The 25,681-nt window shown below is 60.6% G+C and carries 16 protein-coding genes; 10 read left to right on the top strand and 6 right to left on the bottom strand.

Features of this window, described 5'->3' with window-relative positions; genetic code table 11:
- Nucleotides 1-424 precede the first annotated feature (424 nt).
- The 4 genes from R3E49_RS07055 to R3E49_RS07040 all read right to left on the bottom strand — a co-directional run bounded on the left by R3E49_RS07055 (nucleotide 425) and on the right by R3E49_RS07040 (nucleotide 7,163).
- The gene (locus tag R3E49_RS07055) at nucleotides 425-2,449 is read right to left on the bottom strand and encodes a S8 family peptidase (protein ID WP_371294400.1); all 2,025 of its coding nucleotides are present in this window, start codon (nucleotides 2,447-2,449) and stop codon (nucleotides 425-427) included.
- A 1-nt stretch (nucleotide 2,450) separates the two neighbouring features.
- Nucleotides 2,451-4,292 (bottom strand): EAL domain-containing protein, encoded by a 1,842-nt coding sequence (locus R3E49_RS07050; protein WP_371294399.1) that lies wholly within the window; start codon nucleotides 4,290-4,292, stop codon nucleotides 2,451-2,453.
- An 87-nt stretch (nucleotides 4,293-4,379) separates the two neighbouring features.
- Nucleotides 4,380-6,089 (bottom strand): putative bifunctional diguanylate cyclase/phosphodiesterase, encoded by a 1,710-nt coding sequence (locus R3E49_RS07045; RefSeq protein WP_371294398.1) that lies wholly within the window; start codon nucleotides 6,087-6,089, stop codon nucleotides 4,380-4,382.
- Nucleotides 6,090-6,197: 108 nt separating this feature from the next.
- Nucleotides 6,198-7,163: an IS30 family transposase gene (locus tag R3E49_RS07040; RefSeq protein ID WP_116369220.1), complete on the bottom strand. Its 966-nt coding sequence runs from the start codon at nucleotides 7,161-7,163 to the stop codon at nucleotides 6,198-6,200.
- Nucleotides 7,164-7,415: 252 nt separating this feature from the next.
- Between R3E49_RS07040 and nadA the strand changes: the two genes are divergently transcribed.
- A complete protein-coding gene (gene nadA / locus R3E49_RS07035; RefSeq protein ID WP_290743070.1) occupies nucleotides 7,416-8,489 on the top strand; it encodes a quinolinate synthase NadA in 1,074 nt (357 codons plus the stop codon).
- Nucleotide 8,490: 1 nt separating this feature from the next.
- Here the strand turns inward: nadA and R3E49_RS07030 are convergent, their stop codons facing one another.
- Nucleotides 8,491-9,957 carry a M48 family metalloprotease gene (locus R3E49_RS07030; protein WP_371294397.1) on the bottom strand — a complete coding sequence of 489 codons (1,467 nt, stop codon included), beginning with the start codon at nucleotides 9,955-9,957 and terminating at the stop codon, nucleotides 8,491-8,493.
- Between the two features lie 194 nt (nucleotides 9,958-10,151).
- Between R3E49_RS07030 and R3E49_RS07025 the strand changes: the two genes are divergently transcribed.
- The 9 genes from R3E49_RS07025 to R3E49_RS06985 all read left to right on the top strand — a co-directional run bounded on the left by R3E49_RS07025 (nucleotide 10,152) and on the right by R3E49_RS06985 (nucleotide 23,783).
- A complete protein-coding gene (locus tag R3E49_RS07025) occupies nucleotides 10,152-10,391 on the top strand; it encodes a sulfurtransferase TusA family protein (RefSeq protein WP_371294649.1) in 240 nt (79 codons plus the stop codon).
- An 18-nt stretch (nucleotides 10,392-10,409) separates the two neighbouring features.
- Nucleotides 10,410-11,486 (top strand): AI-2E family transporter, encoded by a 1,077-nt coding sequence (locus R3E49_RS07020; protein WP_371294396.1) that lies wholly within the window; start codon nucleotides 10,410-10,412, stop codon nucleotides 11,484-11,486.
- A gap of 4 nt (nucleotides 11,487-11,490) precedes the next feature.
- A complete protein-coding gene (locus R3E49_RS07015) occupies nucleotides 11,491-14,349 on the top strand; it encodes an insulinase family protein (RefSeq protein ID WP_371294395.1) in 2,859 nt (952 codons plus the stop codon).
- Between the two features lie 253 nt (nucleotides 14,350-14,602).
- On the top strand, nucleotides 14,603-17,254 hold the full coding sequence (gene aceE, locus R3E49_RS07010) for a pyruvate dehydrogenase (acetyl-transferring), homodimeric type (RefSeq protein WP_371294394.1): 2,652 nt from the start codon (nucleotides 14,603-14,605) through the stop codon (nucleotides 17,252-17,254).
- Nucleotides 17,255-17,274: 20 nt separating this feature from the next.
- Nucleotides 17,275-18,936: a dihydrolipoyllysine-residue acetyltransferase gene (locus R3E49_RS07005; RefSeq protein WP_371294393.1), complete on the top strand. Its 1,662-nt coding sequence runs from the start codon at nucleotides 17,275-17,277 to the stop codon at nucleotides 18,934-18,936.
- 71 nt (nucleotides 18,937-19,007) lie between these two features.
- Nucleotides 19,008-19,934 (top strand): hypothetical protein, encoded by a 927-nt coding sequence (locus R3E49_RS07000; RefSeq protein ID WP_371294392.1) that lies wholly within the window; start codon nucleotides 19,008-19,010, stop codon nucleotides 19,932-19,934.
- Complete coding sequence (locus R3E49_RS06995) at nucleotides 19,931-20,767, top strand: HAD-IIB family hydrolase (RefSeq protein ID WP_371294391.1); 837 nt, start codon at nucleotides 19,931-19,933, stop codon at nucleotides 20,765-20,767. The genes R3E49_RS07000 and R3E49_RS06995 overlap by 4 nt, the downstream gene beginning before the upstream one ends.
- A gap of 5 nt (nucleotides 20,768-20,772) precedes the next feature.
- Nucleotides 20,773-22,002 (top strand): glycosyl transferase, encoded by a 1,230-nt coding sequence (locus tag R3E49_RS06990; RefSeq protein WP_371294390.1) that lies wholly within the window; start codon nucleotides 20,773-20,775, stop codon nucleotides 22,000-22,002.
- Nucleotides 22,002-23,783 carry a sugar phosphorylase gene (locus R3E49_RS06985; protein WP_371294648.1) on the top strand — a complete coding sequence of 594 codons (1,782 nt, stop codon included), beginning with the start codon at nucleotides 22,002-22,004 and terminating at the stop codon, nucleotides 23,781-23,783. Before R3E49_RS06990 ends, R3E49_RS06985 begins: the two co-directional genes overlap by 1 nt.
- Here the strand turns inward: R3E49_RS06985 and R3E49_RS06980 are convergent.
- A complete protein-coding gene (locus R3E49_RS06980; protein ID WP_371294389.1) occupies nucleotides 23,761-25,608 on the bottom strand; it encodes a choice-of-anchor I family protein in 1,848 nt (615 codons plus the stop codon). The genes R3E49_RS06985 and R3E49_RS06980 overlap by 23 nt on opposite strands.
- Nucleotides 25,609-25,681 lie beyond the last annotated feature (73 nt).

Here is a 25,681-nt window from a genome sequence, read left to right as displayed (position 1 = left end):
TGACCTGCTGGTTACCTGCAAACGCGTATCCGCTAAGAGTCACTGCAGCGAAAGCGCAAGCAGCTAAGGTTTCTGTAATTCGCAATGACCTCACGTCGTTTCTCATAAAATCCTCTGCCTCATCGCGTGATACGGCCACATTTGTGACCCAATTTCTTTAACCTGATCTCATCCTTGAGAGGCACTTTGCATCACGGGTTTGTAATGCTTGTGAACGTTATAGAGTTGGGGCAGAGGGGGTTGAAGACGTTTCCATACCCTGTTTGGGGCAGCGTTTTCTTAAAGGAGGGCGGAAGACGTCCGCTGTTTCATAGTTGGCTTGAGGTAATTGGCTCTAAATTGTTGAAAAATAATCAGAAAAATAATTACGGCAAGGTGCTGTTCCGGGTTTGCCCCATATGGGGTAGTTGGTCGATGTCGAGGGTTAGTGACCGGTGTCAAGGTCCGCGTTGCGCGAGAGTTCCTCGATCTTGGCTTTCTCGGAAAAGTAGATTTCCAGCCAGTTCATCGGCAAGTTTTCCTCTGGTGGGACAGCGTCTTCTCGTTCGATGTGTGCTTTCACGCCCCATCGCAAAGCGCTGGATGGGGAATCCTCAGTGGCATCGGGAGCCAGCATGCGTTCGATGCCGGGCAGCGTAGGTTGCCCGGCATCGTCAACCACAGCGGGCCCCTCAAAGTGCATTTCTCCATTGATGTCGCGGGCTAGATCCAGCCCTGCGTTTCCGCAACCTGAAATCCCCAGAGTCACGGCGCGAGTTGCGCTGACAGCGCCGCTGCCTTGCTGGAAAGGGCTGTAATAGAGGCGGCCGTTTTTGTGTATGGCAGGTTCGGCGCTGCTCATCAGTTTGCATTTGATGTCATCAGGGCTCAGGCCAGGCTCCAGTTGCAGCAATAACGCGGCAATACCGGAAACCAGTGCGCTGGCCTGTGATGTGCCGGTCATGACCAACTCACCGGTGCTGATCATGTAGTTCGGGTGTTTCCGTGTCAGCGCGCTGCCCGGCTCTGCCAGGCCTGCTATATGGCCTCCCGGCGCGACGATATCCGGTTTGATATGGCCGCTGGGCGTGGGGCCTCGCGACGAGAATCCAGGGATGTAATCGTCATTACGGTCGTCAACCGTCCAGGAGTCTGTGTAGGCGCCAACGGTGATGATGTAGGGGAGATTACCGGGGGAGCCGATGGTCATGGGTGCGGGACCTTCGTTCCCGGCCGCCGCGACAATGGTGATCCCTGCGGCCCAGGCGCGCATCAGCGCCTGGTTGATGGGGTCGAGGAAATAAGGCCAGCGGGGTCGGGCAGCGAACGAAAGATTGAGCACCTTGATATCAAGGCGCTCCCGATTGTCGACAGCCCACTGAATGCCGCGGACGATGTCCAGAAAATCGCCTTGCCCTTCTTCATCGAAGGCTTTGATGGCGACCAGCCGAGCATCCGGAGCAATACCTTTATAGCTGCCGTCGGGTTGACCATTTGTGAGCACTCGCTCACTGTGAGCGATAACGCTGCTCATGTGTGTGCCGTGCCCGCTGGCATCAGGCACGGGGTGGTCGGCGACATCACGGATTGCGTCGTAGCGGCCTGCAATGCGGTTCTCGCCGCGGGTATCTTTGGCCAGTGCCGGGTGCTCCCAGAGTCCCGAGTCGAGTACGGCAACGGTAACGCCGCGGCCGGTGATGCCGTGGCGGTGTAGTTCGGCTGCGCCTGAGACGCTCGGGAAATACGTGTCCGAAAAGTAATCGGTGTACCCCGGGATCATTTTGAGCTTGCACGCCCCACCGAACTGCAGTGCCACACTGAAATGGTGTTGTTGCCAGCCTGCAGACCCTGAGTCGGCTTGCTGCGGGAATGCAATGGCAAATGTTGCGATGTCACCTGGCAGGGGTGCCGGAACACCCCCTGCAATCTCGTCGCGCGTGTACCAGGCGCCGTCGCTCTCCTGAGCCGGTGGCGGGAGTTTGAGCGACGTCGCTCCCAACAGTATCTGCACTTCCGGGCCGAGCGTTTCGGGCCAGGAGAGTTCCACGTGCGTGAGTCGCTCTGCCACCCCGCCGAGGTTATGTATGTCCCATTCCAGCCTGCTGTCGCTGATGCGCGCCTCGAGTGCGCCACCCAGATTGCACTGGCCTGTGTCTGGTGGAGGAAGCGGCTCGGACATGTCCATCGACAGGTCGTCAATCAGTCGCAGAATCAGCGGTGAGTTGCGAATCTGTTCCAGCTGGGCAGTGGTCACTGCGGCTCCCAGCGCCTGGATGATGGGGAGGTCGTGGGTTATCGTGCCGCCGACGCCTTCCACCAATTGCCGCAGTTCCGTCACGTCAGCGCCCTGCAGCATAATCATCAGGGACGCATCGTCAGGGTTTTCGGCGTGGGCCGGTAGTGCGAGCCACAGCAACGCGGCCAGGCTCAGTGGCAGTTTCCTCAGGCACACGCGCATCTGTGCTGTCAATCTACTGTCCCGAGGCGAGTTGCTCGGAAAAATTGTGGCGCAGCAGGTTGGGCACTTCCTCCGGATAAACCGGCACGGAGAAATAGTAGCCCTGCAGCAGGTCGCACTTCTTGTCGACGAGATAACGCATCTGTTCTGCCGTTTCTATGCCCTCGGCGATCACACGCAGGTTGAGGGTGCGCGACAAGGCCAGGATGGCATCAATGATGGCGGCGCCATCGGGGCTGCCGAGGTCTGCGATAAAGCTCTGGTCGATCTTCAGCGTGTCGATCGGAAAGCGCTTGAGGTAGCTCAGCGAGGAGTAGCCAGTGCCAAAGTCGTCGACCGCGAGGTCCAGACCAATGGCCTTCAACTCCTTGAGTTTGACAATGTTGGCCTCCGCATCTGTCATGATGGCGCCTTCGGTGAGCTCCAGCTCCAGCCTGTGCGGCAGCATCTTCGACTTCTCCAGAAAGCCGCGTACAAACCGGGACAGGCCGCTCTGGTTAAACTGCAGGGGGGAAATATTGACGCTCACGCGGAAGGCCGGCAGTCCCAGGCTATCCCAGTACTGGCAGTCTTTTGCGACCTGGGTCATGACCCATTCCCCCAGCTCTATGATCTGCCCTGTGCGCTCCGCAACGGGGATGAACTCCGCTGGCGATACCATGCCGCGCAGTGGATGCTTCCAGCGCACCAGCGCCTCGAGGCTGACGACTTTGCCGGTGGCGACTTCGACCTGGGGCTGGTAGCGCAGCTCGAGTTCTCCCGCCTGCATCCCATGACGCAGCTCTTCTTCCATCTTGAGCTGCTCTACGGCCTTGGCGTTCATCTCTTCGTTGTAGAAGCGGAAGCAGGCTCGTCCCTCGGCCTTCGCCACGTACATGGCGGTATCGGCATTGCGGATCAGGCTGTCGGGGTCCTCCCCATCAGTCGGGTAAATGGCGATGCCGATACTGGGCGTAACAACCGGGTTGTGCGATTGCAGTGCGATGGGCTGCGACAGGCTTTCGAGAATGCGTCGCGCAATGCTCTCCACATGCTGGGTATCGGGGACGTCGGAGAGTACGACGGTGAATTCGTCACCCCCCAGTCTGGCAATCTCCGCGCTGCCATCGCCGCTCGCATCGTCGTCTTCATCGTCATCGCTGAAGAAGTTGATGGCGTCATCCTGTCGTAGCTCCAGTGTAAGGCGCTTGGCGATCTCCACCAGCAGCCTGTCACCCCGGCCATGGCCGATGGAGTCGTTGATCCGTTTGAAGTTGTCCAGGTCGATAAAGAGCAGTGCAGCGTAGGACTTGCGACGTTGGCTGCGCTTCAGAATGCGCACCAGCTGTTCATTGAAATTGCGGCGGTTTGGCAGGTTCGTCAGCGGGTCGTAGTAGGCCAGGTAACGCAACCGGTCTTCCTGGCGACGCAGGGCGTTGAAGGCCTGGCTGGCACGCAGCATGTACTGTACATCCCTGCCCAGCAGGGACCAGTTTACCGGCTTGGTTTTGTACTGGGTGGCGCCGGCGTCAAAGCCCAGGTCGATGGAGTCCCGATCGTCGGAGCCCGTGACGATCATGATGGGGATGGACTCCCCCTGGGGCATCTCGCGAATAAGCTTGCAGACTTCAAGCCCCGACATGCCCGGTATTTCGACATCCAGGAATACCAGGTCTGGCCGTTCAGACGAAAACAGCTCCAGCGCCTCTGGGCCACTGCTGGCCTCGATGACAATCATGTCCTCGGCTTCCAGGCACTGCCGTGTCAATAAACGCACAATCTGGTCATCATCACAGACCAGGATTTTTGCGCGTAGCGGGTGTGAACTGGACTGTGGCATCAGTACGTTATGCGCGGCAACCTGAAGATCGGTCAAGGCTACCACTCCGTGTCGCTACCGCATAGGCTTCTTTGTCCAAGGCGCCGATGCAAGGCTGCGTATCGCGGGCCCTGTTACAAAATGTCAGGATGATATGCGCTCCCGCTGCTTGAAGCGCTGCTCCTGTACGAAGCGCGGCAGCTGCTGCAGTGGAATGGCTTTGCTGTAGTAGAAGCCCTGAACCTGCTCGCAATTCTGGCCGCGCAGGAAGCTGACCTGCTCGTGATTTTCAACGCCCTCTGCGATTACTTCGATTTCCAGGCGTCGGGCCATTTCTATGATCAGGCTGCACACCGCCGCCTGCTGCGGGTTATGAGGCAGGTCTCTCACGAAAGCTGCGTCGACCTTGATGGCGGAGATGGGTAGCTCGGTGAGGTGGGTGAGTTGAGAGAAACCGGTGCCGAAGTCGTCCAGCGAAAAACGGATGCCCATCTGCATCAGCTCGTGCATGCGTGCCTTGATGGCAGAGGGATCTTTCAGGATGGTGGTTTCTGTCAGTTCGAATTCCAGGCGAGCGGGATTTGCACCCGTGCGCTGCAGAATGTCTTTCACCGCAGTGATGAACCGATCGTCCTGAATCTGCGAGAACGAAATATTGACCGCCACCACAACGTCATGCATCTGCTGGTCACCCAGCCAATTGAGGGCGCAGCAGGCGTGCTGTATGACCTGATAACCGATGGTTTTCATCAGGCCCATGTCTTCACATTCGGCGATGAATTCACCGGGACAGATCAGGCCGCGTTGCGGATGATTCCAGCGCAGCAGGGCTTCCAGCCCCGCCAGCTGCCCGCGCTCAAGGTTCATGCGCGGCTGATAATGCAGCTCGAACTGGTTGTGCCGCGCCGCCAGGCGCAATTCGGCAGCGAGCGTGCTGGTGCCCTGCATATCAAATTGCAGGTGATCGCTGTAGGCCACGAAACGGCAGCCGCTGATCGCCTTGGCCTGCAGCATGGCACTGCGTGCGTGGTCCATGAGCTCGCTCATACTGGAAGCATCGTCCGGGTAGAGCGCACCGCCAATGCTTGCGTCTATCGCTACGTGCTGGCCCTCGAGGTAGTAGGGTGCCGCGATGGCCTGCAGCATCTTGTCGGCGATGCGGGCCATGTCGGCGGGTGTGCCCACGTCCTCAAGTATCACGGCAAACTCATCGCCGCCGAGGCGAGCGATGCTGTCACTGCTGCGCAGCTTGCTCAGCATGCGCTGGCTTAACGCCTGGATAACCGCGTCGCCATTCTGTTCACCGTAGTGATCATTGATGTTGGTGAACTGATCGACATTGAGGTAGAGAAGCGCTGTCTTGAAGCGATAGCGCTGCGAGCGCTGCATGGCGCGTTCAAGGTGAGCGCGAAAACCCGCCCGGTTGAGCGTCCCGGTGAGGGCGTCGCGGTTTGATAGCTCGCTGATGGTGGTGCGGGCCTGTTTCAGCTCGATACTGTAGTCGAGCAGCCGGTGCAGCATGGGATCTTGCAGTTGCCCGCGCACCAGGTAGTCCTGCGCGCCACTGTCGCGCAGCTGGCGTAACTGCTCGCTGTCCGGGACACTGTCGCGCAGAAGAATGATGGGCAGGGACGGTACGTGTTTCTGTGCCAGGCGCAGCAGGTAGTCGGTTTCGGGCCCTGCGGCGAGGATGACGGCCTCTATCGCAGGGTCTGTCAGCGTATCCAGCGGGCGCTCAAGGGAGGTGCTGCTGCTCAACCGGAATCGGCGGGGCTCGGCGCGGTCCAGGCAGTCTGCCAGGATCAGATGGTCTGTTTTGTTGGCTGAAATCGCCAGAATCGTTCGCAGATCCACAGGCTCCCCGCATCATCCTTATATCGCCGCCTTCGGGCTCGCGCCCCACCGGCGTGGTTATATCGCTTCTTATTCTATATTTAACATGAGGTTATACGTAGCGCGGATTCAACTCGCTAGTGCAACGGGGGGGGTGATTCCAAAAAATACCTGATTCGGTGTTTTCATGCCAAGACATTTTCTTGGTCGATTGTTTAATCTGTCCATTGCCTGTTTGATTTCCTTCTGGGTAATGGTTGTGAAGTCTCTGCCCTTCGGGAAGTACTGTCGAATGAGCCCATTGGTGTTCTCGTTCAGTCCACGTTCCCATGATGCATAGGGGTGAGCAAAGTAAAATTCTGCATTGAGTTTGTTAGCGATTGCTTTGTGATTCGCGAACTCTTTTCCGTTATCTGAGGTCATCGTCAGCACGGACTCGGAATATGGAGATAACAGGTTAATAATGGCATTGGAAACGAGCTGTGCTGTTTTACGCTCCACCTTCTGTATCAGCGTGAAGCGTGATTTACGCTCAGTCAGAGAGACGATCGCTTGCTGATGGCCTTTGCCAATAATTGTGTCGAGCTCCCAATCGCCAATACGGGAACGTAAATCAACCTCGGCGGGTCTCTCATCGATGCTGACGCGGTCGATCAACTGACCTCGACGGTTGTAACTGCCATAACGTTTGCGGCGCTGTTTCTGGCAGCGTAAGTGTTTAAAAAGGTCCCCGCCATTGGCTTTGTCCTGGAGGACAAACTGGTAAATCCATTCATGACTGATAGAAACTCTACAGAATGTCTTGAGCCAAAGGCTGATCTGTTCTGGGCTCCAATCGAGGGTAAGCAGGTACTCGACAGCGATCCAGGTCTCACTGTTAATACGGGGCTTGCTTTTCGCCACACGGCGTTCTTCAGCCAAGCGCTGAGCCTGTTTCGGGCGATAGCCTCGCAACCCTGTATTGCGCCGAATTTCGCGGCTGATGGTCGATTTGTTACGCCCCAATATCATGGCTATCTCGGATCGATCATGATTTGCTTTCAACAAGGCTGAAATTTGGTATCGTTCTTCTTGGGTAAGCTGTTTGTATTTCATTGTGCTCCTCTAACTTTGGTCGGTGAGAGAAAGCTCAATAGTACAGCAGCTTGCCCTCTAACCAACTCGTCAAGAGTTGCACTTACAAATTGAATTCACGTAGTATGTGAGAGAAATTCTAGTAATTTTTCGCAAACACCGACGCATTCACATTTTTTTCCGGCGAAGAGGTCCGCAGTGCCGACCTTGCACGCGGCGACATCCGCTTAAATTGTGCTAGAATCCCCCGCCTTTTCGCACGACGGGCCGATCATGAGCATTGCCTCCGACAAGCTGGAATCCATCCGCAAGCAGGTTCAGGTTCATCTGGATAATGCTCAGCGGCACGAGCTGAGCCCCGAGCAGGAGCGCGAGCTGTGCGCGCGCATTGGCGAGCGTCTGCGCGCGGAAAATGCGGTGATTGTTGCGCATTACTACACCGCCCCGGCGATTCAGGCGCTGGCCGAGGCGACCGGTGGCTGCGTGTCGGATTCTCTGGAAATGGCGCGCTTTGGGCACGATCACCCGGCGACCACGCTGATTGTGGCCGGGGTACGTTTTATGGGGGAAACCGCGAAAATCCTCACCCCCGAAAAGCGTGTGCTGATGCCCACGCTTGAGGCGACCTGCTCCCTGGATCTCGGTTGTCCGATCGAGGAATTTTCAGCCTTCTGTGATGCGCATCCAGACCGCGAGGTGGTGGTGTATGCCAATACCTCGGCGGCGGTAAAGGCGCGCGCGGACTGGGTAGTAACCTCGAGCATTGCCCTGGATGTGGCCGAGCACCTGGCGGCGCAGGGCAAGAAGATCATCTGGGCCCCGGACAAACACCTTGGGGACTATGTGCGCCGCCAGAGCGGTGCCGACATCCTCATGTGGGACGGCGCCTGTATTGTGCATGAGGAATTCAAGGCCCGCGGGATAGCCGATCTGAAACGGGTCTATCCGGACGCCGCGGTGCTGGTGCACCCCGAGTCGCCTGCGGCGGTTCTCGAACTGGCCGATCGGGTCGGTTCGACCACGCAGATCATCCGCGCCGCCAGGGAGATGCCGAACCCCCGTTTTATCGTCGCCACGGACCAGGGCATCTTCTACAAGCTGCAACAGCAGGCACCGGACAAGGAATTCATTATCGCCCCGACGGCGGGCAATGGCGCTACCTGTCGCAGCTGCGCCAATTGCCCCTGGATGGCAATGAACGAACTGGAAGCGCTGGATCAGGTGTTTGAACGCGGCGGCAACGAGGTATTCGTCGACCCGGTCGTAGGGCAGCAAGCCATGGTGCCGTTGCGCCGCATGCTCGATTTTGCCGCCAATCTCAACAAGAGCGTGCTGGGTCGCGCCTGATTCAGATATCCATTCGTTCGCGCAATGTGTTGATATCGCTCAGGCGCTCGTTGATGCGCGCAGCCGCGACGTGGTTTGAGCCCACCAGCTTCAGTGCATAGCTCAACTGTTTCTCAGCCTCACCCAGGTTGCCCGTAAGGATGAAATATTCGGCGCGAGATTGATGCAGGCCGACAATATTTCCTGACAGGCCCTGAACCTCGGCCAGCAGATACCAGAGTGCGGGGTCCTCGGGCCGCACCTTGCTCTGCTCGAGCAGCACAGCCTCCGAAATATGCGGTTTGCGGTCTTGCATCAGGGCCCGCGCATACGCCATCGCCAGCGGGTGGCTGCCGGGAGACAGCTTCAGCTCATGCTCCAGCAGCTCTGCCGCCTTGCCCGGCTCGCCGCGCGTCATGAGGATGTCCGCATTGGCCAGCTTGTACTCAAGGCGTTCCGGGTTGCTGGACCAGATGCTGTCCAGTTCCAGTGCGGCCTGATCCACCCGGCCCGCCTCCGTCAGCGCCAGAACCAGGCCGTAGGTGGATGCTTCGCGTGAGCGCGTGTTGCCATCCAGCTCACCGCGAAACTGCTGTATCGCGGCTTCCGGTGTTGCGGCGAGGTGGTTGGCGACCCGGGCGCGCATCAACTGGTATTGCAGGTCATCCCTGTTCGCCGGGCTGGCGTACTGGCGCGCCCGGTTGCGGGTGTCGGCAATGCGGTTTTCCGAAAGGGGGTGGGTGCGCAGGAACTCGGGGATGCGGTTGCCGCTGGCGTAGCGCGAGGCCTGCAGCATGCGCTCGAACATGGCCGGTGTTGCATGCGGGTCGAGGCCGGCCGCAACCAGCGTCTGCATGCCGACACGGTCGGCTTCCGCCTCGTTGCTGCGGCTGTAACGCAATGCCGAATCCTGGGCTGCCGCCTGGGCCGCAGACAGCGCGGCCATGCCCGCATCGCCGCCGGCCGTGGCCAGCAACACGAAGCCCGCCAGCATGGCAGCCAGGTTCAGTGGCTGCTGATTGCGCTGGAACTCCACACGGCGCGAGAAGTGACGTTGACTCAGGTGCGCGATTTCATGCGCCAACACCGAGGCCAGTTCGTCTTCTGTCTGGGCATACATCAGCAGGCCGTTGTGCACGCCGATCACGCCCCCGGGGACGGCAAACGCGTTGATAGTCGGGTTGTCGACCAGCACCAGGTCGATGCGTCGATCCTCCAGCTGACTGTGTATGACCAGACGGTAGATCAGGTCTTCCAGATAATCGAACAGCAGCGGATCGTCCATGGTGGCCGCCTGGCTGCGGAAAATCTTCAGCCAGGTGCGGCCCAGCTGGTACTCGTATTCGGCGGAGAACAGGCTGGTACTGGACTCACCCAGATTGGGCAGCTTTAGCCCCTCCACGGCCTGTGTCGATGCCGTAGTCAGGGGCAGCAGTGTCGCCAGCAGGGCGGCGTGCAGCAGGGTCGGTCTGAAACGTCGGAGCAGCATACGCTCTTTACATACCACGTGTAATGACAGCCGCGCGGGCCAAGGGCAATCCCTGTATTGTACGTGAACGGCGCGCAGGCGGCCCAGCACGGTAACAGTCCCTGTGATGATCGTTTTACAGAAAAGTTCAGCGCTGTTGGGGTGTATCGGATGAATGGATATACTGCGCGGCGGACAAACCCGGCGGGTGGATGATGCAGAAGGCAAAGGACGCGGTGGTAGAGGTCGATGCGCAGGGGCTTGATTGCCCCATGCCGCTGCTGTTGGCAAAGCGGGCGCTCAACGGGATGGAGCCCGGAGCGTGTTTGCGGGTGCTGGCGACTGACCGCGGCTCACTGCGCGATTTCCGGGTATTCGCGGAGCAGTCCGGCCACGCGCTGTTGGCCTCTGACGAGCACGATGGCATTTACTCCTATCTGCTGAAAAAGCGTTAGGCAACAGGGACCTGCAGCATGCTGGATATCTTCAATAAGTGGTACAAGCGCTACCTGTTCGAAGAAGAGTCGGTGCTTTTGCTGGTGCTGCTCGTTGTTGCGGTGGCGCTGCTGATGACGATTGGCGACATTCTCGCGCCGGTCGTGGCTTCTATCGTGCTCGCCTATCTGATGCAGGGTCTTGCAGGACGTCTGGAGCAGCGTGGTTTGCCGGGCTGGGTGGGCGTAAGCGTGGCCTACACGCTGTTCGTTGGTATTTTCTTCGGTGTGACGCTCGGTCTGCTGCCGCTGGTCTGGCGTCAGCTGGTGGCGCTGGCCTCGGAAATGCCGCGTATGCTGGAGCAGGGTCGGCAGCTGTTGACCCTGCTACCCGGTCGCTATCCAGACGTCGTCAGCCAGCAGCAGATCAACCAGATGGTGGCGCTGGCGCAGGCAGAGCTGGGTGGTCTCGGTCAGCAGGTGGTGACACGTTCACTGGCGACCATCCCCAGTATTTTGACCTTGCTGGTCTACATGATCCTGATTCCCATCCTCGTGTTCTTTTTTCTCAAGGATCGGCAGCAGATTTTGAGCTGGCTGGCCACCTTTCTGCCCAGCGAGCGCCCGTTGCTGCGTCGTATCTGGTCGGAGATGGACACCCAGGTCGCCAACTATGCGCGAGGGAAGGTGCTGGAGATTCTGATCGTCGGGTCAGTCAGCTATGTGTGCTTTACCTTCCTGCAGCTCAATTACGCGGCCCTGTTGGCCCTGTGCGTTGGCCTGTCGGTGATCATCCCCTATCTGGGTGCGGCGCTTGTGACATTGCCGGTACTGCTGGTGGGTTTCTTTCAATGGGGGTTCACGAGTGAATTTTACTGGCTGATGGCGGTCTATTTTGTCATCCAGGGTCTGGACGGCAATGTTCTGGTGCCCCTGCTGTTCTCCGAGGCCGTGAATCTGCATCCGGTGGCCATTATTCTCGCCGTGTTGTTTTTTGGCGGTATCTGGGGAGTATGGGGCGTCTTCTTTGCCATTCCCCTGGCAACCTTGATCAAGGCAGTGATCAATGCCTGGCCCACGCCTGTAGAGGGCCATAACCAACGCAGTCTGGAGTAAGTTCATGCAAGCAACCCGGTTTGGACGGTGGCATCGATCACTGGCCCTGTTTACTGTGCTCGCCCTGCTGGCTGCCTGTGCCAGCCTTCCCCCGGCACAGCCACAGCCGGTTAAGAGCCCCAATGACGACTATGCCTACCGCTACCTCACACTCCCCAACCAGCTTGAGGTGCTGCTCATTTCCGACCCGGATGCACCCAAGGCGGCCGCTGCCCTCGATGTGCTGGTAGGCAGCGGGGATAACCCACCCGGACGCGAGGGCCTGGCGCACTTCCTCGAACACATGCTGTTCCTCGGCACCGACAAGTACCCGGAGGCGGGGGATTATCAGCAGTACATCGACCAGCACGGTGGCAGCCACAACGCCTACACCAGCTTCGAGCACACCAATTATTTCTTTGATATCCAGGCAGCGTATTTACCCGGCGCGCTGGACCGGTTTGCCCAGTTCTTCATCGCCCCACGCTTTGACGCTGTCTATGTCGAGCGCGAGATGAATGCGGTCGAGGCGGAATACCAGATGGGGCTGCGCAGTGACTCGCGGCGAGGTCTGGATGTGCTGCAGGACGTCATGAACCCGGCGCATCCCTTCAGCCAGTTCACAGTGGGCAGCCTGCAAACCCTCGCGGACACGCCGGAACAGCCGATCCGCGAAGATCTGCTGCGTTTCTACGAACAGCACTACTCGGCTGACAAGATGCGCCTGGTGGTGTTTGGTGCCGAGTCGCTTGAACAGCTGGAAGCACTGGTGACGCCGCTGTTCAGCGCTGTCCCCAACCGTGAGGTGGTGGTGACGGATATTCCCGAACCACTTTTCACACCGGAGAGCCTGCCCATGCTGCTGCAGGTCCAGCCCCAGGCGACCCTGCGCCAGCTGGAAGTGTCGTTTCCGGTAGCGGACTACCGCACTGACTATCGCAGCAACCCCCTTGCCTACCTCGGCAACCTGGTCGGGCACGAGGGGGCCGGCAGTCTGTTGTCCCAGCTCAAGGCAGAGGGCCTGGCGGAGACGCTGGCGGCAGGCTCGGGGCTCGGCTGGCGCGGCGGCGCCTTGTTCAGTATCAGTATCGGCTTGACGGAAGCGGGACTCGCCGGGCAGGACAGGGTATTGCAACTGCTGTTCGCCTACCTCGACCTGCTGCGTGCCGAAGGCCCGCAGCAGTGGTTGTACGACGAGCAGTCACGTCTGGCCGACCTGCAGTTCCGTTTTCGCGAGCAGGCGAACCCGGTGAACTATGTCAGTGCGCTGGCCAGCGGTATGCACGATTACGCCCCCGAAGACATCCTCCGTGGTGGCAGCCTGATGAGCGAATATGCGCCAGCGCTGATCGAGGAGCTGCTGGCCTCGGTGGTGCCGGAAAACGCACTGGTGACCATCAGCCATGCCTCGGTTCCGGTCGACAGGGTAAGCCCCCACTACGAGGTACCCTACAGCGTGCAGACCGTGAGCGCCGAGCTGCTTGCGCGCTGGACTGCGCCGGTGGGTGATACCGCATTGGCCTTGCCCGCCCCGAATGAGTTTATTGCCGAAGATGTCACGTTGGTGAGCGAGGATCCGGTTGCGCAGGCGCCGGAGCGTACCCTGGAAACTGCGCGCCAGACCGTTTGGTTCGGTCAGGATACGGAGTTTGGTGTGCCTCGCGGGGCCCTGTACATCAACTTCCGCTCGCCGCATGTGGGAGAGACTCCCGAGCAGGCGGCTGCGGCCTTGTTGTATACCGCGCTGTTGAAAGATGCCGTCAACGAGTTTACCTATCCTGCGTTGTTGGCAGGGCTGAATTTCGATGTCTACAAGCATGCGCAGGGTATCAGCCTGCGTATCAGCGGCTATGACGACAAACAGCAGCGTCTGCTGGATCGCCTGCTGGTCGCGATCGATGAGGCCAGTTTCAGTGATCAGCGCTTCAACAATATCCGCGCTGACATGGTGCGCGGCCTGAAGAACGCCGTGGCCAAGCGACCCAGCAGCCAGGTGATCGACGATGCCCGCGAGGCGTTGTTGCATGGTGAGTGGGGTGAACAGCCGCTGATTGATGCACTGGAGGCAATCAGCCTGTCCGGTCTGAACGCCTGGGTGCGGGATTTCTGGGGTGAGGCAACAGCGGAAACCCTGCTCTACGGCAACTACACGGCGGACAAGGTGCAGGCTGTGGCAGAGCGTGTGAACACGCTGCTGGCCCCCGGTGAGCCCCTCGCAATGCCCCCGCTGCAGGTGACCCGTCTGGAGCCCGGGACTGCCCTGAAGTATGTGGTGGAAGTGCCCCATGACGACGCGGTAGTGGGATGGTACCTGCAGGCAGCGGGGGATACCTGGAGCGACAGGGCGGCAACGGCTTTGACCGCGCACGTTATCAAGACGGGTTTCTACCAGCAGCTGCGCACTGAGCAGCAGCTGGGCTACGTGGTCAGCGCCTTTGCCTGGCCGCAGCTGGACGTGCCGGGGTTGATGATGCTTATCCAGTCGCCCAATACGCCCGCGCCCGCCATTGTCGAGGCGATGGATCGCTATCTGGACGGCGTCGACGCCAGTCTTGATGAGGCGCAGTTCCTGCGCTACCGCGACTCCCTGGTCGGTGAGATCCTCCGCCCCGACAAGAACCTGTGGGAGCGGGCGGAGTTCTACTGGCAGTCGATCGCCAAGCGCGAAACGGCATTTGACAGCCGCCAGCAGCTCGCCGAGGCGGTGCAATCCATGGCGCTCGATGACTGGCGCCGCTACTTCGACGCGGTGTTCATGCAGCAGCGGCGGTCCCTGCTGGTGGTTGCTCCGGGCAAAGCGGCAGCCGTTCCGGGTGGTTATGGTGAGTCGGTTGAGTCGGCGGCGGCGGTGAAGGCGCGTATGGGGGTCTACACCATCCAGTAGCATTGCCGTCTGCGCGGCCTCTGTGGCATGAAAGTGTCGAATAAGGTTCCATAAAAGAACTGTATGTTTGTCACAGCGGGTATGTGTGGTGTACTGTGCTACCCCGTACGTGAGGCGCGCGCAGGCAAAAGCAGGTAATTTCTGACGTTACCGGCTATACTCAGCCCTGTGTTGTGAGTGCATATAAGGTTCTATTTAAGAACTAATAAAGCTGCGTACGCACAAGCCACCCCGCTTGAGGAGTTTAAGCCGCATGACCGAAGACAAGGACCCGATCGAAACACGGGAATGGATGGACGCGCTGGACGCGGTCAGCAAATACAGTGGGCCGGAGCGCGCCGCTGAGTTGCTTATCGAGCTTGCCAAGCACGCCACCGAGACCGGCGTGCGTTTGCCGACGGCGATTACCACACCGTTCCGGAATACCATCGCACCGCGCGATGAAAAGCTGATGCCCGGCGACCTGTTCATGGAACGTCGCATCCGGTCTCTGGTGCGCTGGAACGCACTGGCCATGGTGATGCGCGCCAACGACAACGACGAGGGGCTGGGTGGTCACATCTCCTCGTTTTCCTCCAGCGCTACCCTGTACGATGTGGGCTTCAACTATTTCTTCCGCGGCAACGAGAACGGGCATCCCGGTGATCTTGTGTTCTACCAGGGACACAGTGCCCCCGGCATGTATGCCCGCTCCTACCTGGAAGGCCGGCTGACCGAAGAGCAGTTGGATAACTTCCGCCGCGAAGTCGATGGCAATGGCCTGTCCTCCTACCCACACCCCTGGCTGATGCCCGATTATTGGCAATTCCCCACGGTGTCCATGGGGCTGGGGCCCATTCAGGCCATCTACCAGGCCCACGTGATGAAGTATCAGCAGAGCCGCGGGCTTGTCGATCATGGCGATCGCAACGTGTGGTGTTTCCTCGGCGATGGAGAGTGCGACGAGCCGGAGTCACTGGGTGCCATTTCCATGGCCGGGCGGGAGCGCCTCGGCAATCTGATTTTCGTGGTCAACTGCAATCTGCAGCGGCTGGATGGTCCGGTGCGCGGCAACGGCAAGATCATTCAGGAGCTGGAGGGCGTGTTCCGCGGTGCGGGCTGGGACGTGCTCAAGGTGATTTGGGGGCGCAAGTGGGACCCGCTGCTGGAGAAAGACGACAGCGGCCTGCTGCAGCAGCGCATGGACGAGGTCTGCGATGGTGAGCTGCAGAACTACAAGTACAACGGTGGCGCCTACACCCGTGAGCATTTCTTCGGCAAGTACCCGGAGACCCTGAAGCTGGTCGAGGACTTGTCGGACGACGACATCATGTACCTCAACCGTGGCGGCCACGACCCCTACAAGCTTTACGCGGCCTATGCCCAGGCGGTCGCGCAGCACGAACGTCCTACAGTGATTCTGGCGATGACCGTCAAAGGCTACGGCACGGGCGAGTCGGGCGAAGCCAACAACGAGACCCACTCGCTGAAGAAGCTCGATCTCGACAGCCTGAAGGCATTCCGCGATCGCTTCGGCATTCCCATATCGGATTCCGAGCTCAAGGATGTGCCGTATTACCGGCCAGCACCGGACAGCCCGGAAATGCGCTACATGATGCAGCGGCGAGAAGAGCTGGGTGGGTTGATTCCTGCCCGGCGCAAGGAGCTTGAGCTGCTGGAGACGCCGCCGCTCAGTGCCTTCGACAACCAGCTCAAGGGTAGCGGCAAGCGGGAAATCTCCACCACGATGGCGTTCGTGCGCCTGCTCTCAACCCTGGTCAAGGACAAGCATATTGGCGAGCGCGTGGTGCCCATCGTACCCGATGAGGCCCGCACCTTCGGTATGGAAGGCATGTTCCGCCAACTGGGCATCTATTCTTCCGTTGGCCAGCGTTACACGCCGCAGGACGCCGGGCAAATCATGTTCTACAAGGAAGACCAGAAGGGACAGATCCTGGAGGAGGGCATCAACGAAGCCGGTGCCTTCTCCGCCTGGATCGCGGCGGCGACCTCCTACAGCACCAGCGGCTATCCGATGGTGCCGTTCTACATCTTCTACTCCATGTTCGGTTTCCAGCGTATTGGCGATCTGGCCTGGGCGGCTGGCGACAGCCAGGCGCGGGGGTTTCTGATCGGTGCCACGGCGGGTCGTACCACGCTCAACGGGGAAGGACTGCAACACCAGGACGGCCACAGCCACATCCTGGCCAGCACCATCCCCAACTGCGTCAGCTACGACCCCGCCTATGCCTATGAGCTGGCCGTCATCATCCAGGACGGTTTGCGTCGCATGTACCAGGAAGGGGAGAACAAGTTCTACTACATCACCACGATGAACGAAAACTACCAGCAGCCCGAGATGCCCCAGGGTGCGGAGGAAGGCATCGTGCGTGGCATCTACGCCCTGCGGCGCTCGACGCGCAAGAAGGGGCCGCGCGTGCAACTCATGGGCGCCGGCACCATATTGCGGGAAGTCGAGGCGGCTGCGGCCATGCTGGAGCAGGACTACGGTGTGGCAGCGGATGTGTGGAGCCTGACGAGCATCAACGAGCTGCAGCGCGAGGGCAAGAGTGTGGCGCGCTGGAACCTGCTGCACCCGGCGGACGAGCCGCGCGTGCCTTACCTGACCCAGCAGCTGGAGGGGCATGACGGGCCTGTCATTGCGGCGACTGACTACATGAAAGCGCATGCAGAACAGCTGCGCCAGTTCATTCCCCGTCGCTATGCGGTGTTGGGTACGGATGGCTACGGTCGCAGTGACACCCGTGAGCGTCTGCGACGGTTTTTCGAGGTGAGCCGGGAGTTCGTTGTGCTGGCGGCCCTCAAGGCGCTGGTGGATGAAGGGGCGCTGAAGGCGGCTGTGGTGGTCGAGGCCATGCAGGCCCTGGGCATCTCCCCGGACAAAGTCGATCCCACCACCCTTTAACGGTACAGGAAACGAGGCGCATGGCTAAGCAACAGATAACGGTACCGGATATCGGCGGCGCAGAGGGCGCAGAGGTGATCGAACTGCTGGTCGCAGCAGGCGACCAGATCGAGCTGGAGCAGGGGTTGCTGGTGCTCGAATCGGACAAGGCCTCCATGGAAATACCCTCTACGCTGGCCGGTAAGGTGCTGCAGGTTCTGGTGAAGGTGGGTGATGAGCTTTCCGAGGGGCACCCGATTGTTGTTGTGGAAACCGAGGCTGAGGCTGAAGCCGAGCCAGAACCCGAATCCAGCGCCGATACAGCGGAGCCCGAGGGTGGGTCTCCCGCCGGTGAGGCTGTGCAGGACGCCGACGTTGAGCCGGTGGCTGCGGAGCAGGCGTCATCGGGCGGCGGCGCGCCCAGCGAGATCACTGTCGAGGTGCCCGACATTGGCACCGACGATGCGGTCGATGTCATTGAACTCTGTGTAAAGCCCGGGGACGAGGTCGCTGAGGGCGACTCACTGGTGGTGCTGGAGTCCGACAAGGCCTCCATGGAGGTGCCATCCCCGCGCGCCGGCAAAGTGATCCGTATGCTGGTCAAAGAGGGTGCAGCCGTGCGCGAGGGCGACCCCCTGGTGCTGCTGGAGAGTGCCCGGGATGAGCCGGTCGAGGTCAGCGCCGGCGGCGACAGTCCCGCGGCCAGTACGGAGTCGACGCCGGTTGATGACTCTGTGGCACAAGCACCCGCGACAGCGGGGGCAGCCACCAGCCAGCCCGCGGCCAGAGACAGTGATGACACGCTGGTATACGCAGGACCCGCGGTGCGCAAGCTGGCCCGTGAACTCGGCGTTGACCTGGCGAAGGTGACTGGCTCCGGGCCCCGTGAGCGGGTGCTCAAGGAGGATGTGCAGGGATTTGTGCAGCGCGCCCTGAGTGGCAAGGCGCCGGTCGCCGCCGTCGGAGCCGGCTTGCCGACCGTCCCGGATGTCGATTTCAGCGCCTTCGGTGCTGTCGAAACCGTACCGCGTACCAAGCTCGATAAGCTCACCGCCGCCAATATGCAGCGCAGTTGGTTGAATGTGCCGCATGTCACGCAGTTTGACGACGCCGACATCACGGACCTGGAAGCGTTTCGCAAGAGCATGAAGGGGGAGGCGGAGCAGCGTGGTACGCGGCTTACGCCGATGCCCTTCCTGCTCAAGGCCTGCGCCACCGCTTTGCGCGACAATCCGAAGTTCAATGCTTCGGTGACAGCCGATGGTGAGAGCCTGGTCTACAAGCACTATGTCCACATCGGCATGGCGGTGGATACACCGGTAGGGCTTATGGTACCGGTGATACGCGATGTGGATCGCAAGTCCATCTGGGAACTCGCGGATGAGGTGGTGGAGCTGGCGGAGAAGGCGCGAGAGCGCAAGCTCAAGCCTGCTGAGATGCAGGGCGGCTGCTTCACGATTTCCAGCCTCGGCAATATCGGTGGCAACGGCTTCTCCCCGATTGTGAACACTCCGGAGGTGGGGATCCTGGGCGTTTCCCGCGCGGCGGTGAAACCGGTGTGGGACGGCCAGGCGTTCCAGCCACGCACGCTGCTGCCGCTATCACTGTCCTACGATCATCGCGTCATCAATGGCGGTGACGCCGGCCGGTTCTGCACGCAATTGGTGACGCTGCTGGGGGATATACGCAGGTTACTGTTCTAGCGCGCCGCGCCGGTTGGCACGGAGCCTGCTAGGACTGTCAGCAGGCGGATGCGAACGCGACAGGAGAAGGCGTGACGGCAGGCAACATACAGGATTCTGGCCAGCAGGACTGGCGTGCCGCTTTCCTCACGAGAGAAAACCTGCCTGCGGATTACCTCGTCGAGGCCAGGCGCTGGTTTGACCCGGTTGCGGTGCAGCTGGCCGAGGTGCACCACAGCAGTGCAAAGTCGACGCTATTGGTGGGCATAAATGGTGCGCAGGGGGCAGGAAAGACCACGCTTGTCGCCTACCTCTGCGACTGGTTGGTGCATGAAGCCGGGCTCTCTGCACTGTGCATGTCGCTGGACGATTTCTACCTGACGCGCGCTGAGCGGCAGGCGCTGGCGCTCTCCGTGCATCCCCTGTTGGCAACTCGCGGGGTTCCCGGCACCCACGACATCCCGCTGTTGTTGCACACGTTGCAGGCCTTGAGGGTCTCCGGTGACGTGGCGGTTCCCCGCTTCAGCAAGGCCGAGGACGAACGACAACCCGCTGTGGCGTGGCCGCGTATCCGCGCACCGCTGGACGTTGTGCTGCTCGAAGGATGGTGCCTGGGTGTCTCGCCCGAACTGCCGGCGGCGCTCGCGGCCCCCTGTAACGCACTGGAACAGCGTGAGGATCCACAGGCGGTCTGGCGCGGCTACGTCAATCAACAGCTGGCCGGCGTCTATGCAACGCTGCACGCACAGCCGGATCGCTGGTTGATGCTGCAGGCACCCTCGTTTGACGACGTGCTGCGCTGGCGAACGGAGCAGGAAAACCGGCTGCGTGCCAGGATAGGTGCCACAGAACATGCGGTTGGCCTCATGGACGACGCCGCGCTGGCGCATTTCGTGCAGCACTACGAGCGCCTTACACGGCATTGTCTGGCGAGCCTGCCGCCGCGCATGGACCTGGTGTGGACACTTGGCAGCGACCGCAGCATAAACGCCTGGGCAGGTCCCATGGTGCCCCGATGAAGCCGCGCCTGCTGGTATTCACCGATCTGGATGGCTCCTTGCTGGACCACCACAGCTATCGCTGGGATGCCGCTGCAGACGCGCTGCGCCAGCTGCGTGAGGCCGAGATCCCGGTGATCCTCGCGAGCAGCAAGACCCGTGCGGAAATGCTGCCCCTGCAAAGCGCGCTGGGCCTCAGGTATCCCATGATCGTTGAGAATGGCGCGGCGATCGTTGTGCCTTCGGGCACCTTTCGTGAACCACTGCCCGAGGCGCTACCCTGCGGGGACGGGCAGGAGGTGCGTTTCGCACCCCCCCGGGACCGTTGGCTGGCCCTGCTGAATGCGCTGGCGGCAGAGTTTGCGGGTGAGTTCGCCGGCTTTGAGCGCCTGGGCATCGACGGCATCGTGGCGGCGACGGGCCTTGATGCTGACGCGGCGGCGCTGGCGGCACGGCGCGAATTCAGTGAGCCGGTGCAGTGGCTGGGTACCCCCGGGCGTCGCGCGCAGTTTGTAGACGCGCTGGAAGCCGCAGGGGCGCGTGTCCAACAGGGAGGACGTTTCCTGACGGTGGCAGGGGATTGTGACAAGGGGCAGGCATTGCGCTACCTGCGCAGCGCCTACCGGCATGACGCGCCGGGGCGGCCGCTGCATGACCTCGCCATCGGCGACAGCGGCAACGATGTACCGATGCTGGAGGCAGCAGAAACCGCGCTGCTGGTGCGCTCGCCGACACACGACTTTCCACCGCTGGCACGCACGGACGGTGTGCTGCACAGCACCGGGCTGGGTCCGGCAGGCTGGTGCGAGGGTGTGCTTGCCTGGCTGCACCAATACACAATAGCAGGAGACTGATCAGAATGGGCGATTTCTACCAGAACGGCATTATCACCACCTTGCACAATCTCTCGCACCGCTCCGTGGACGAACTGGAAGCCGAGCTGCTGCGCTTTTCGCGGACCCGTCCACTGGGACTCATCCTGCCTTCCCTGTATTCGGAGCTGGAGGGTGCGGCGCTACCGCATATCGTGCAGGAGCTGGCGCATGTGCCCTATCTGGCAGAAGTCGTGATCGGCCTCGACCGGGCGGACGAGGCGCAATACCGGGCCGCCCTGGCCTTCTTCTCGGACCTGCCCCAACGCCATCGTGTGCTCTGGAACGACGGCCCGCGTCTGCGCGCCCTGGATGCGGAGCTGGAGGCGCGCGATCTGGCGCCGCGCGAGGCCGGTAAGGGTCGCAACGTGTGGTATTGCATGGGCTACACGCTGGCCTCCGGTCGTGCCGAATCAGTGGCGCTGCACGATTGCGACATTCTCACCTACGAGCGCGGGCTGCTGGCGCGCCTGATTTATCCCGTATCCAACCCGCAGTTCAATTACGAGTTCTGCAAGGGCTACTATGCGCGGGTGGCGGACGGCAGAATCAATGGGCGGGTCAGCCGTCTGCTGGTGACGCCGCTGCTGCGCGCCCTGAAAAAAACCGTGGGCGATATGGAGTACCTGGATTACATGGACAGCTTCCGCTACCCGCTGGCTGGCGAGTTCTCCTTCCGCCGCGATGTGCTCACCGATATTCGCATACCCAGTGACTGGGGGCTGGAAATCGGTGTGCTGTCGGAAGTGTATCGCAACTATGCCAACAACCGGCTTTGCCAGGTCGACATTGCGGACGTCTATGATCACAAGCATCAGGAGATGTCGCAGGATGATGCGACCCGCGGCCTTTCGCGCATGTCGATCGACATTGCCAAAGCGCTGTTCCGCAAGCTTGCTACCCGCGGGGTCACCTTCAACAGCGAAACCTTCCGTTCACTGAAAGCGACCTATTACCGCATCGCCCTCGATTTTGTAGAGACCTATCACAATGACGCGGTGATGAATGGCTTGAGTCTGGACATCCACAAGGAGGAAATGGCGGTCGAAATGTTTGCCGAGAATATTATGAAGGCCGGTGAAGCCTTCCTCGAGTACCCCATGGAGCGGCCCTTCATTCCCAGCTGGAACCGTGTGATCAGTGCGGTGCCGGATATCCTTGAGCGGCTGCAGGAGGCGGTGGACGCAGACATGCAGGACTACGGCACTCAGCGGTGATGGGTTCCGCACAGTCCGACTTCGAATGGCTGCAGGCGCGCGTACAGCAGCATCTGGAGGTGATCTACGCGGATACACCGGCCGCAGCATCAACCTCTGAGCTGGTGCCCCAGCTGATACAGGCGATGCGCCTGCAGCGTGATGTAGCCACCCCGGCGCCAGGCAGGAACACCTGGAGTGAGCGCGATGCCCTGCTCATTACCTACGGGGACAGTCTGCTGGCACCTGGCGAGAAGCCCCTGCACACGCTGAAGCGGTTTCTCGATGCCTATACCAAGGGCGTGATCAGCGGCGTGCACATTCTGCCGTTCTATCCCTGGACATCAGATGATGGCTTTGCCGTGCTTGACTACTCCAGCGTCAATGAGGCGCTGGGCGATTGGGACGATATCGGTGAGATCGCCGCGTCCTGCGACCTGATGGCGGATCTGGTGATAAACCACTGCTCGAGCCGGAGTGCCTGGTTCGAAAATTTCCTGCGTGACGAGTCACCGGGCCGCGACTACTTCTTCACCGCGGACCCCGCACAGGACCTCTCCGCGGTGGTGAGGCCCCGGACCTCCCCGCTGCTGCGCACGGTGGAGACCGTGCGCGGCCCTCGTCATGTCTGGTGCACCTTCAGCCATGACCAGGTCGATCTCGATTTCAGCAACCCTGAAGTCTTGCTGCAATTCGTGCGCATCGTGCGGCTGTATCTGGATCGCGGTGTGCGCATCTTTCGCCTCGACGCCATCGCTTTCCTGTGGAAAATCCCGGGGACCAGCTGCCTCAATCTTGAGCAAACACATGAAGTGGTGCGCCTGCTGCGCACACTGATCGAGCATGCAAGACATGATGCCATCCTGATTACGGAAACCAACATCCCCAACCTGGAGAATCTGTCCTACTTTGGCAACGCCAACGAAGCCCACTGTGTCTACAATTTTTCGCTGCCGCCGCTGCTGATCAATACGCTTTTGACCGGCGATTGCACTTACCTGCGGCAGTGGCTGATGGCAATGCCGCCAGCCCGCAGCGGCACGACGTTTTTCAACTTTATCGCTTCTCACGATGGCATCGGCCTGCGCCCCGTTGAGGGCCTGTTGAGTGACGACGAGCTGGCTGCCCTGCTCGGTGCTCTGCAGCGCTTTGGTGGACAGGTGTCCTGGCGTGCGTTGGAGGGCGGGGCGCAGCGCCCTTACGAGGTGAACATCGCGCTCTATGACGCGTTGCAGGGCACCGTGCGCGGGCCGGATAGCTGGGCCTTTGCGCGCTTTGTCTGCGCACATGCCATCATGTTCGCGCTGGAGGGCATCCCCGGGTTGTATATCCACAGCCTTCTGGGCACGCGCAATGATTATCAGCGTATGGAACACACGGGACATAACCGCGCGATCAATCGGCATCAGTGGCAGTGGTCAGAGCTGGAGGCGCAGCTTGCGGATCCAGCGAGCACCCACCGCCAGGTGATGCTGGCACTGGAAGCCCTGCTGCGCCTGCGCGGCGCACAGCCGGCATTCCATCCCAATGCGGCCCAGTTTACCCTGCAACTCGGCAGCGCCCTGTTTGGCTTCTCGAGGCACAGTCAGGAGCCTGCGCAGCAGATATTCTGTATCAGTAATATCACCGATGAGCCACGCCTGTTGAGCCTCCTCGACCTGAGTCTGCCCGAGCAGGCGGAATGGGAAGACCTGATCAGCGGAGAACGTTATCCCGATCCTGACCAGTCACTGCAGCTGGAACCCTACCAGACCGTCTGGATCAGCTGTCGCGTGACGCTCACTCCCCGCTCACCAGGGTAACGGCAAACAGGGCCGTGGTGCCGCTGACCTCGTTGCCGACGATCAGCAGCGCCTCGCCATTGGGACTCTGCTCTGCCGGCACGAAGCGAATGGATTCGGGGCCCAGGTCGCCCACCGCAGAGAAGTTGCCCCCGTCAACCAGGCTTTCGATATTCTGACTGAAGTCTCGCGTGTTGACGTATTGCACAAACGTCGCGTTCTCTGGGTTGCTGATGTCGTAAACCATGATCCCACCCACACGCTCGAGTCCGACAAACGCATAGAACTTGCCGTCGATGCTGGCGATTTCCAGAGCTTCTGGCTCCGGGCCCTTGTCATCCGAGCGATCATCACCGGTATTGTCGTCGTTGCTGGCATTAAAGCTGTCACCCAGACGCTGCGCGGTGACAGTTTCGAAGTCGGCGCCGCTGTCGAACACCAGTGAACCGTTGCGGCTGTCCCAGATGCTGAAAGAGCGCGCGCCAAAGCTGTACAAGTGCTCATATACGCAGCCAGCGGTGGGTTGTCCGCTCGATTCCAGACTGCCCGCGGGACAGTCTCGTACACCGAGGTTCGTAATGACCTTGATACGACCGAGGTTGGCGTTGTCAAGCAGGGAGTCCAGGTCCGGTGCAAAACGCTCCAGATTTGCCAATTCTATAGTCGCGCCCGTATCCAGGATGTCGCCGACGCGGATCTCGTCGAGATAGTGAAAGCAATCGCCGTCGTCGTAGTCGAAACCGCCCTGTGCGCTGCACTCGGCTTCGTTGGCCGCATCGGTCAGGTATTCTCGGCCATCGCCCTCGTTGGCACTGACGACATAGGTGATGCCATTGACGGTGTAGCTCTTCAGGCTGTCAGGCATGAAGGTTCCCCGCAGAGGCCATTCACGAATGTTGGTGCCGCCGTCCCGATTGCTGGCGTCCAGACCATTGCCGGTCAGGCCATGGTCCTTGTAACCCAGGCCGATAACCGCACTGATTTCGCCTGCTGCCACGTCGACAACCGCCAACGCATTGTTTTCCTGTAGCGCTACCCAGGCCGTGCTGCCGTCAGCTGCTACGGTGATGAATTCGGGTTCGATATCCTGTGCAACGCTCGCGCTCTTTGCGGAAATACGCACACCTGCCCCCAGCGTCTTGCTGCCACCGGTGTTGAAGTCGGTGAAACGCAGCGTTCTACTCACGGGATTGCCTGCGCCGGCAGTGAGATCGATCAGCGTGATACTGCCTTCGGGGTCGACACTATAGTCGCCATTGGGCTCGCCTTCGTTGGCGACCAGCAGATTTTTACCGTCGGGGGTAAATGTCAGCATGTCGGGCAGCGCGCCAGCTTCGATGGCAGAAAGGAAAGTGCCGTCTGTCTGGTACAGGGCGACGTAGCCGTTGTCCTGTTTACTGTCGGCCTCCACGGCCACGGCCAGCAGGCTACCGGCAACCGCTACACTGTTAGCCGCGCCGAGCGCTTCCGGATCAGCCAGCGCAGTCACGGCGCCGGCGATATCAGCCGCCACGTTGAGAGTACCCGCCAGCACTGGCATATCGGGTGCGCTGATGTCGAGGATGTCCACCCTGCCGGATTGCGCGTTGACCACAAACGCCTGACGTGTGGCCGGGTCATAGTCAACAATTTCTGCGGCGCTCTCATCAAATTCCCCGGTCTCATAGCGGCCCAGAAAGCTCAACGCGATGCGGCTGTTGGCGGCGTTCTCCCCTGCGGGCCCCTGTTCACCCGGGCTACCGTCAGCGCCATCGAGTCCGTCGCGGCCATCGTCGCCATCGCAGCCTGCAAGCATGGCAGGAAGAGTCAGGCAGGTGGCCAGCAGCCAGGGGTTGAGTCGACGCATGGGATTCTCCGTTCGGTTCAGCAGTGAATGCAGCTGCAGGATGCGAGGACTTTGTGACGTGATGATGGCGCTG

Source organism: Haliea sp., from assembly GCF_041395985.1.
Lineage (GTDB): Bacteria > Pseudomonadota > Gammaproteobacteria > Pseudomonadales > Halieaceae > Haliea.
Note: the sequence above shows the minus strand (reverse complement) of the source record. Positions and strands in the feature narration are given on the sequence as shown.

Coding starts and splice junctions, on each gene's coding strand:
- R3E49_RS07030 (WP_371294397.1), bottom strand. CDS start 9,957: ATGCTGCTCCGACGTTTCAGACCGACCCTGCTGCACGCCGCCCTGCTG.
- R3E49_RS06995 (WP_371294391.1), top strand. CDS start 19,931: ATGAAGCCGCGCCTGCTGGTATTCACCGATCTGGATGGCTCCTTGCTG.
- aceE (WP_371294394.1), top strand. CDS start 14,603: ATGACCGAAGACAAGGACCCGATCGAAACACGGGAATGGATGGACGCG.
- nadA (WP_290743070.1), top strand. CDS start 7,416: ATGAGCATTGCCTCCGACAAGCTGGAATCCATCCGCAAGCAGGTTCAG.
- R3E49_RS07005 (WP_371294393.1), top strand. CDS start 17,275: ATGGCTAAGCAACAGATAACGGTACCGGATATCGGCGGCGCAGAGGGC.
- R3E49_RS06980 (WP_371294389.1), bottom strand. CDS start 25,608: ATGCGTCGACTCAACCCCTGGCTGCTGGCCACCTGCCTGACTCTTCCT.
- R3E49_RS06985 (WP_371294648.1), top strand. CDS start 22,002: ATGGGTTCCGCACAGTCCGACTTCGAATGGCTGCAGGCGCGCGTACAG.
- R3E49_RS06990 (WP_371294390.1), top strand. CDS start 20,773: ATGGGCGATTTCTACCAGAACGGCATTATCACCACCTTGCACAATCTC.
- R3E49_RS07025 (WP_371294649.1), top strand. CDS start 10,152: ATGCAGAAGGCAAAGGACGCGGTGGTAGAGGTCGATGCGCAGGGGCTT.
- R3E49_RS07040 (WP_116369220.1), bottom strand. CDS start 7,163: ATGAAATACAAACAGCTTACCCAAGAAGAACGATACCAAATTTCAGCC.
- R3E49_RS07020 (WP_371294396.1), top strand. CDS start 10,410: ATGCTGGATATCTTCAATAAGTGGTACAAGCGCTACCTGTTCGAAGAA.
- R3E49_RS07015 (WP_371294395.1), top strand. CDS start 11,491: ATGCAAGCAACCCGGTTTGGACGGTGGCATCGATCACTGGCCCTGTTT.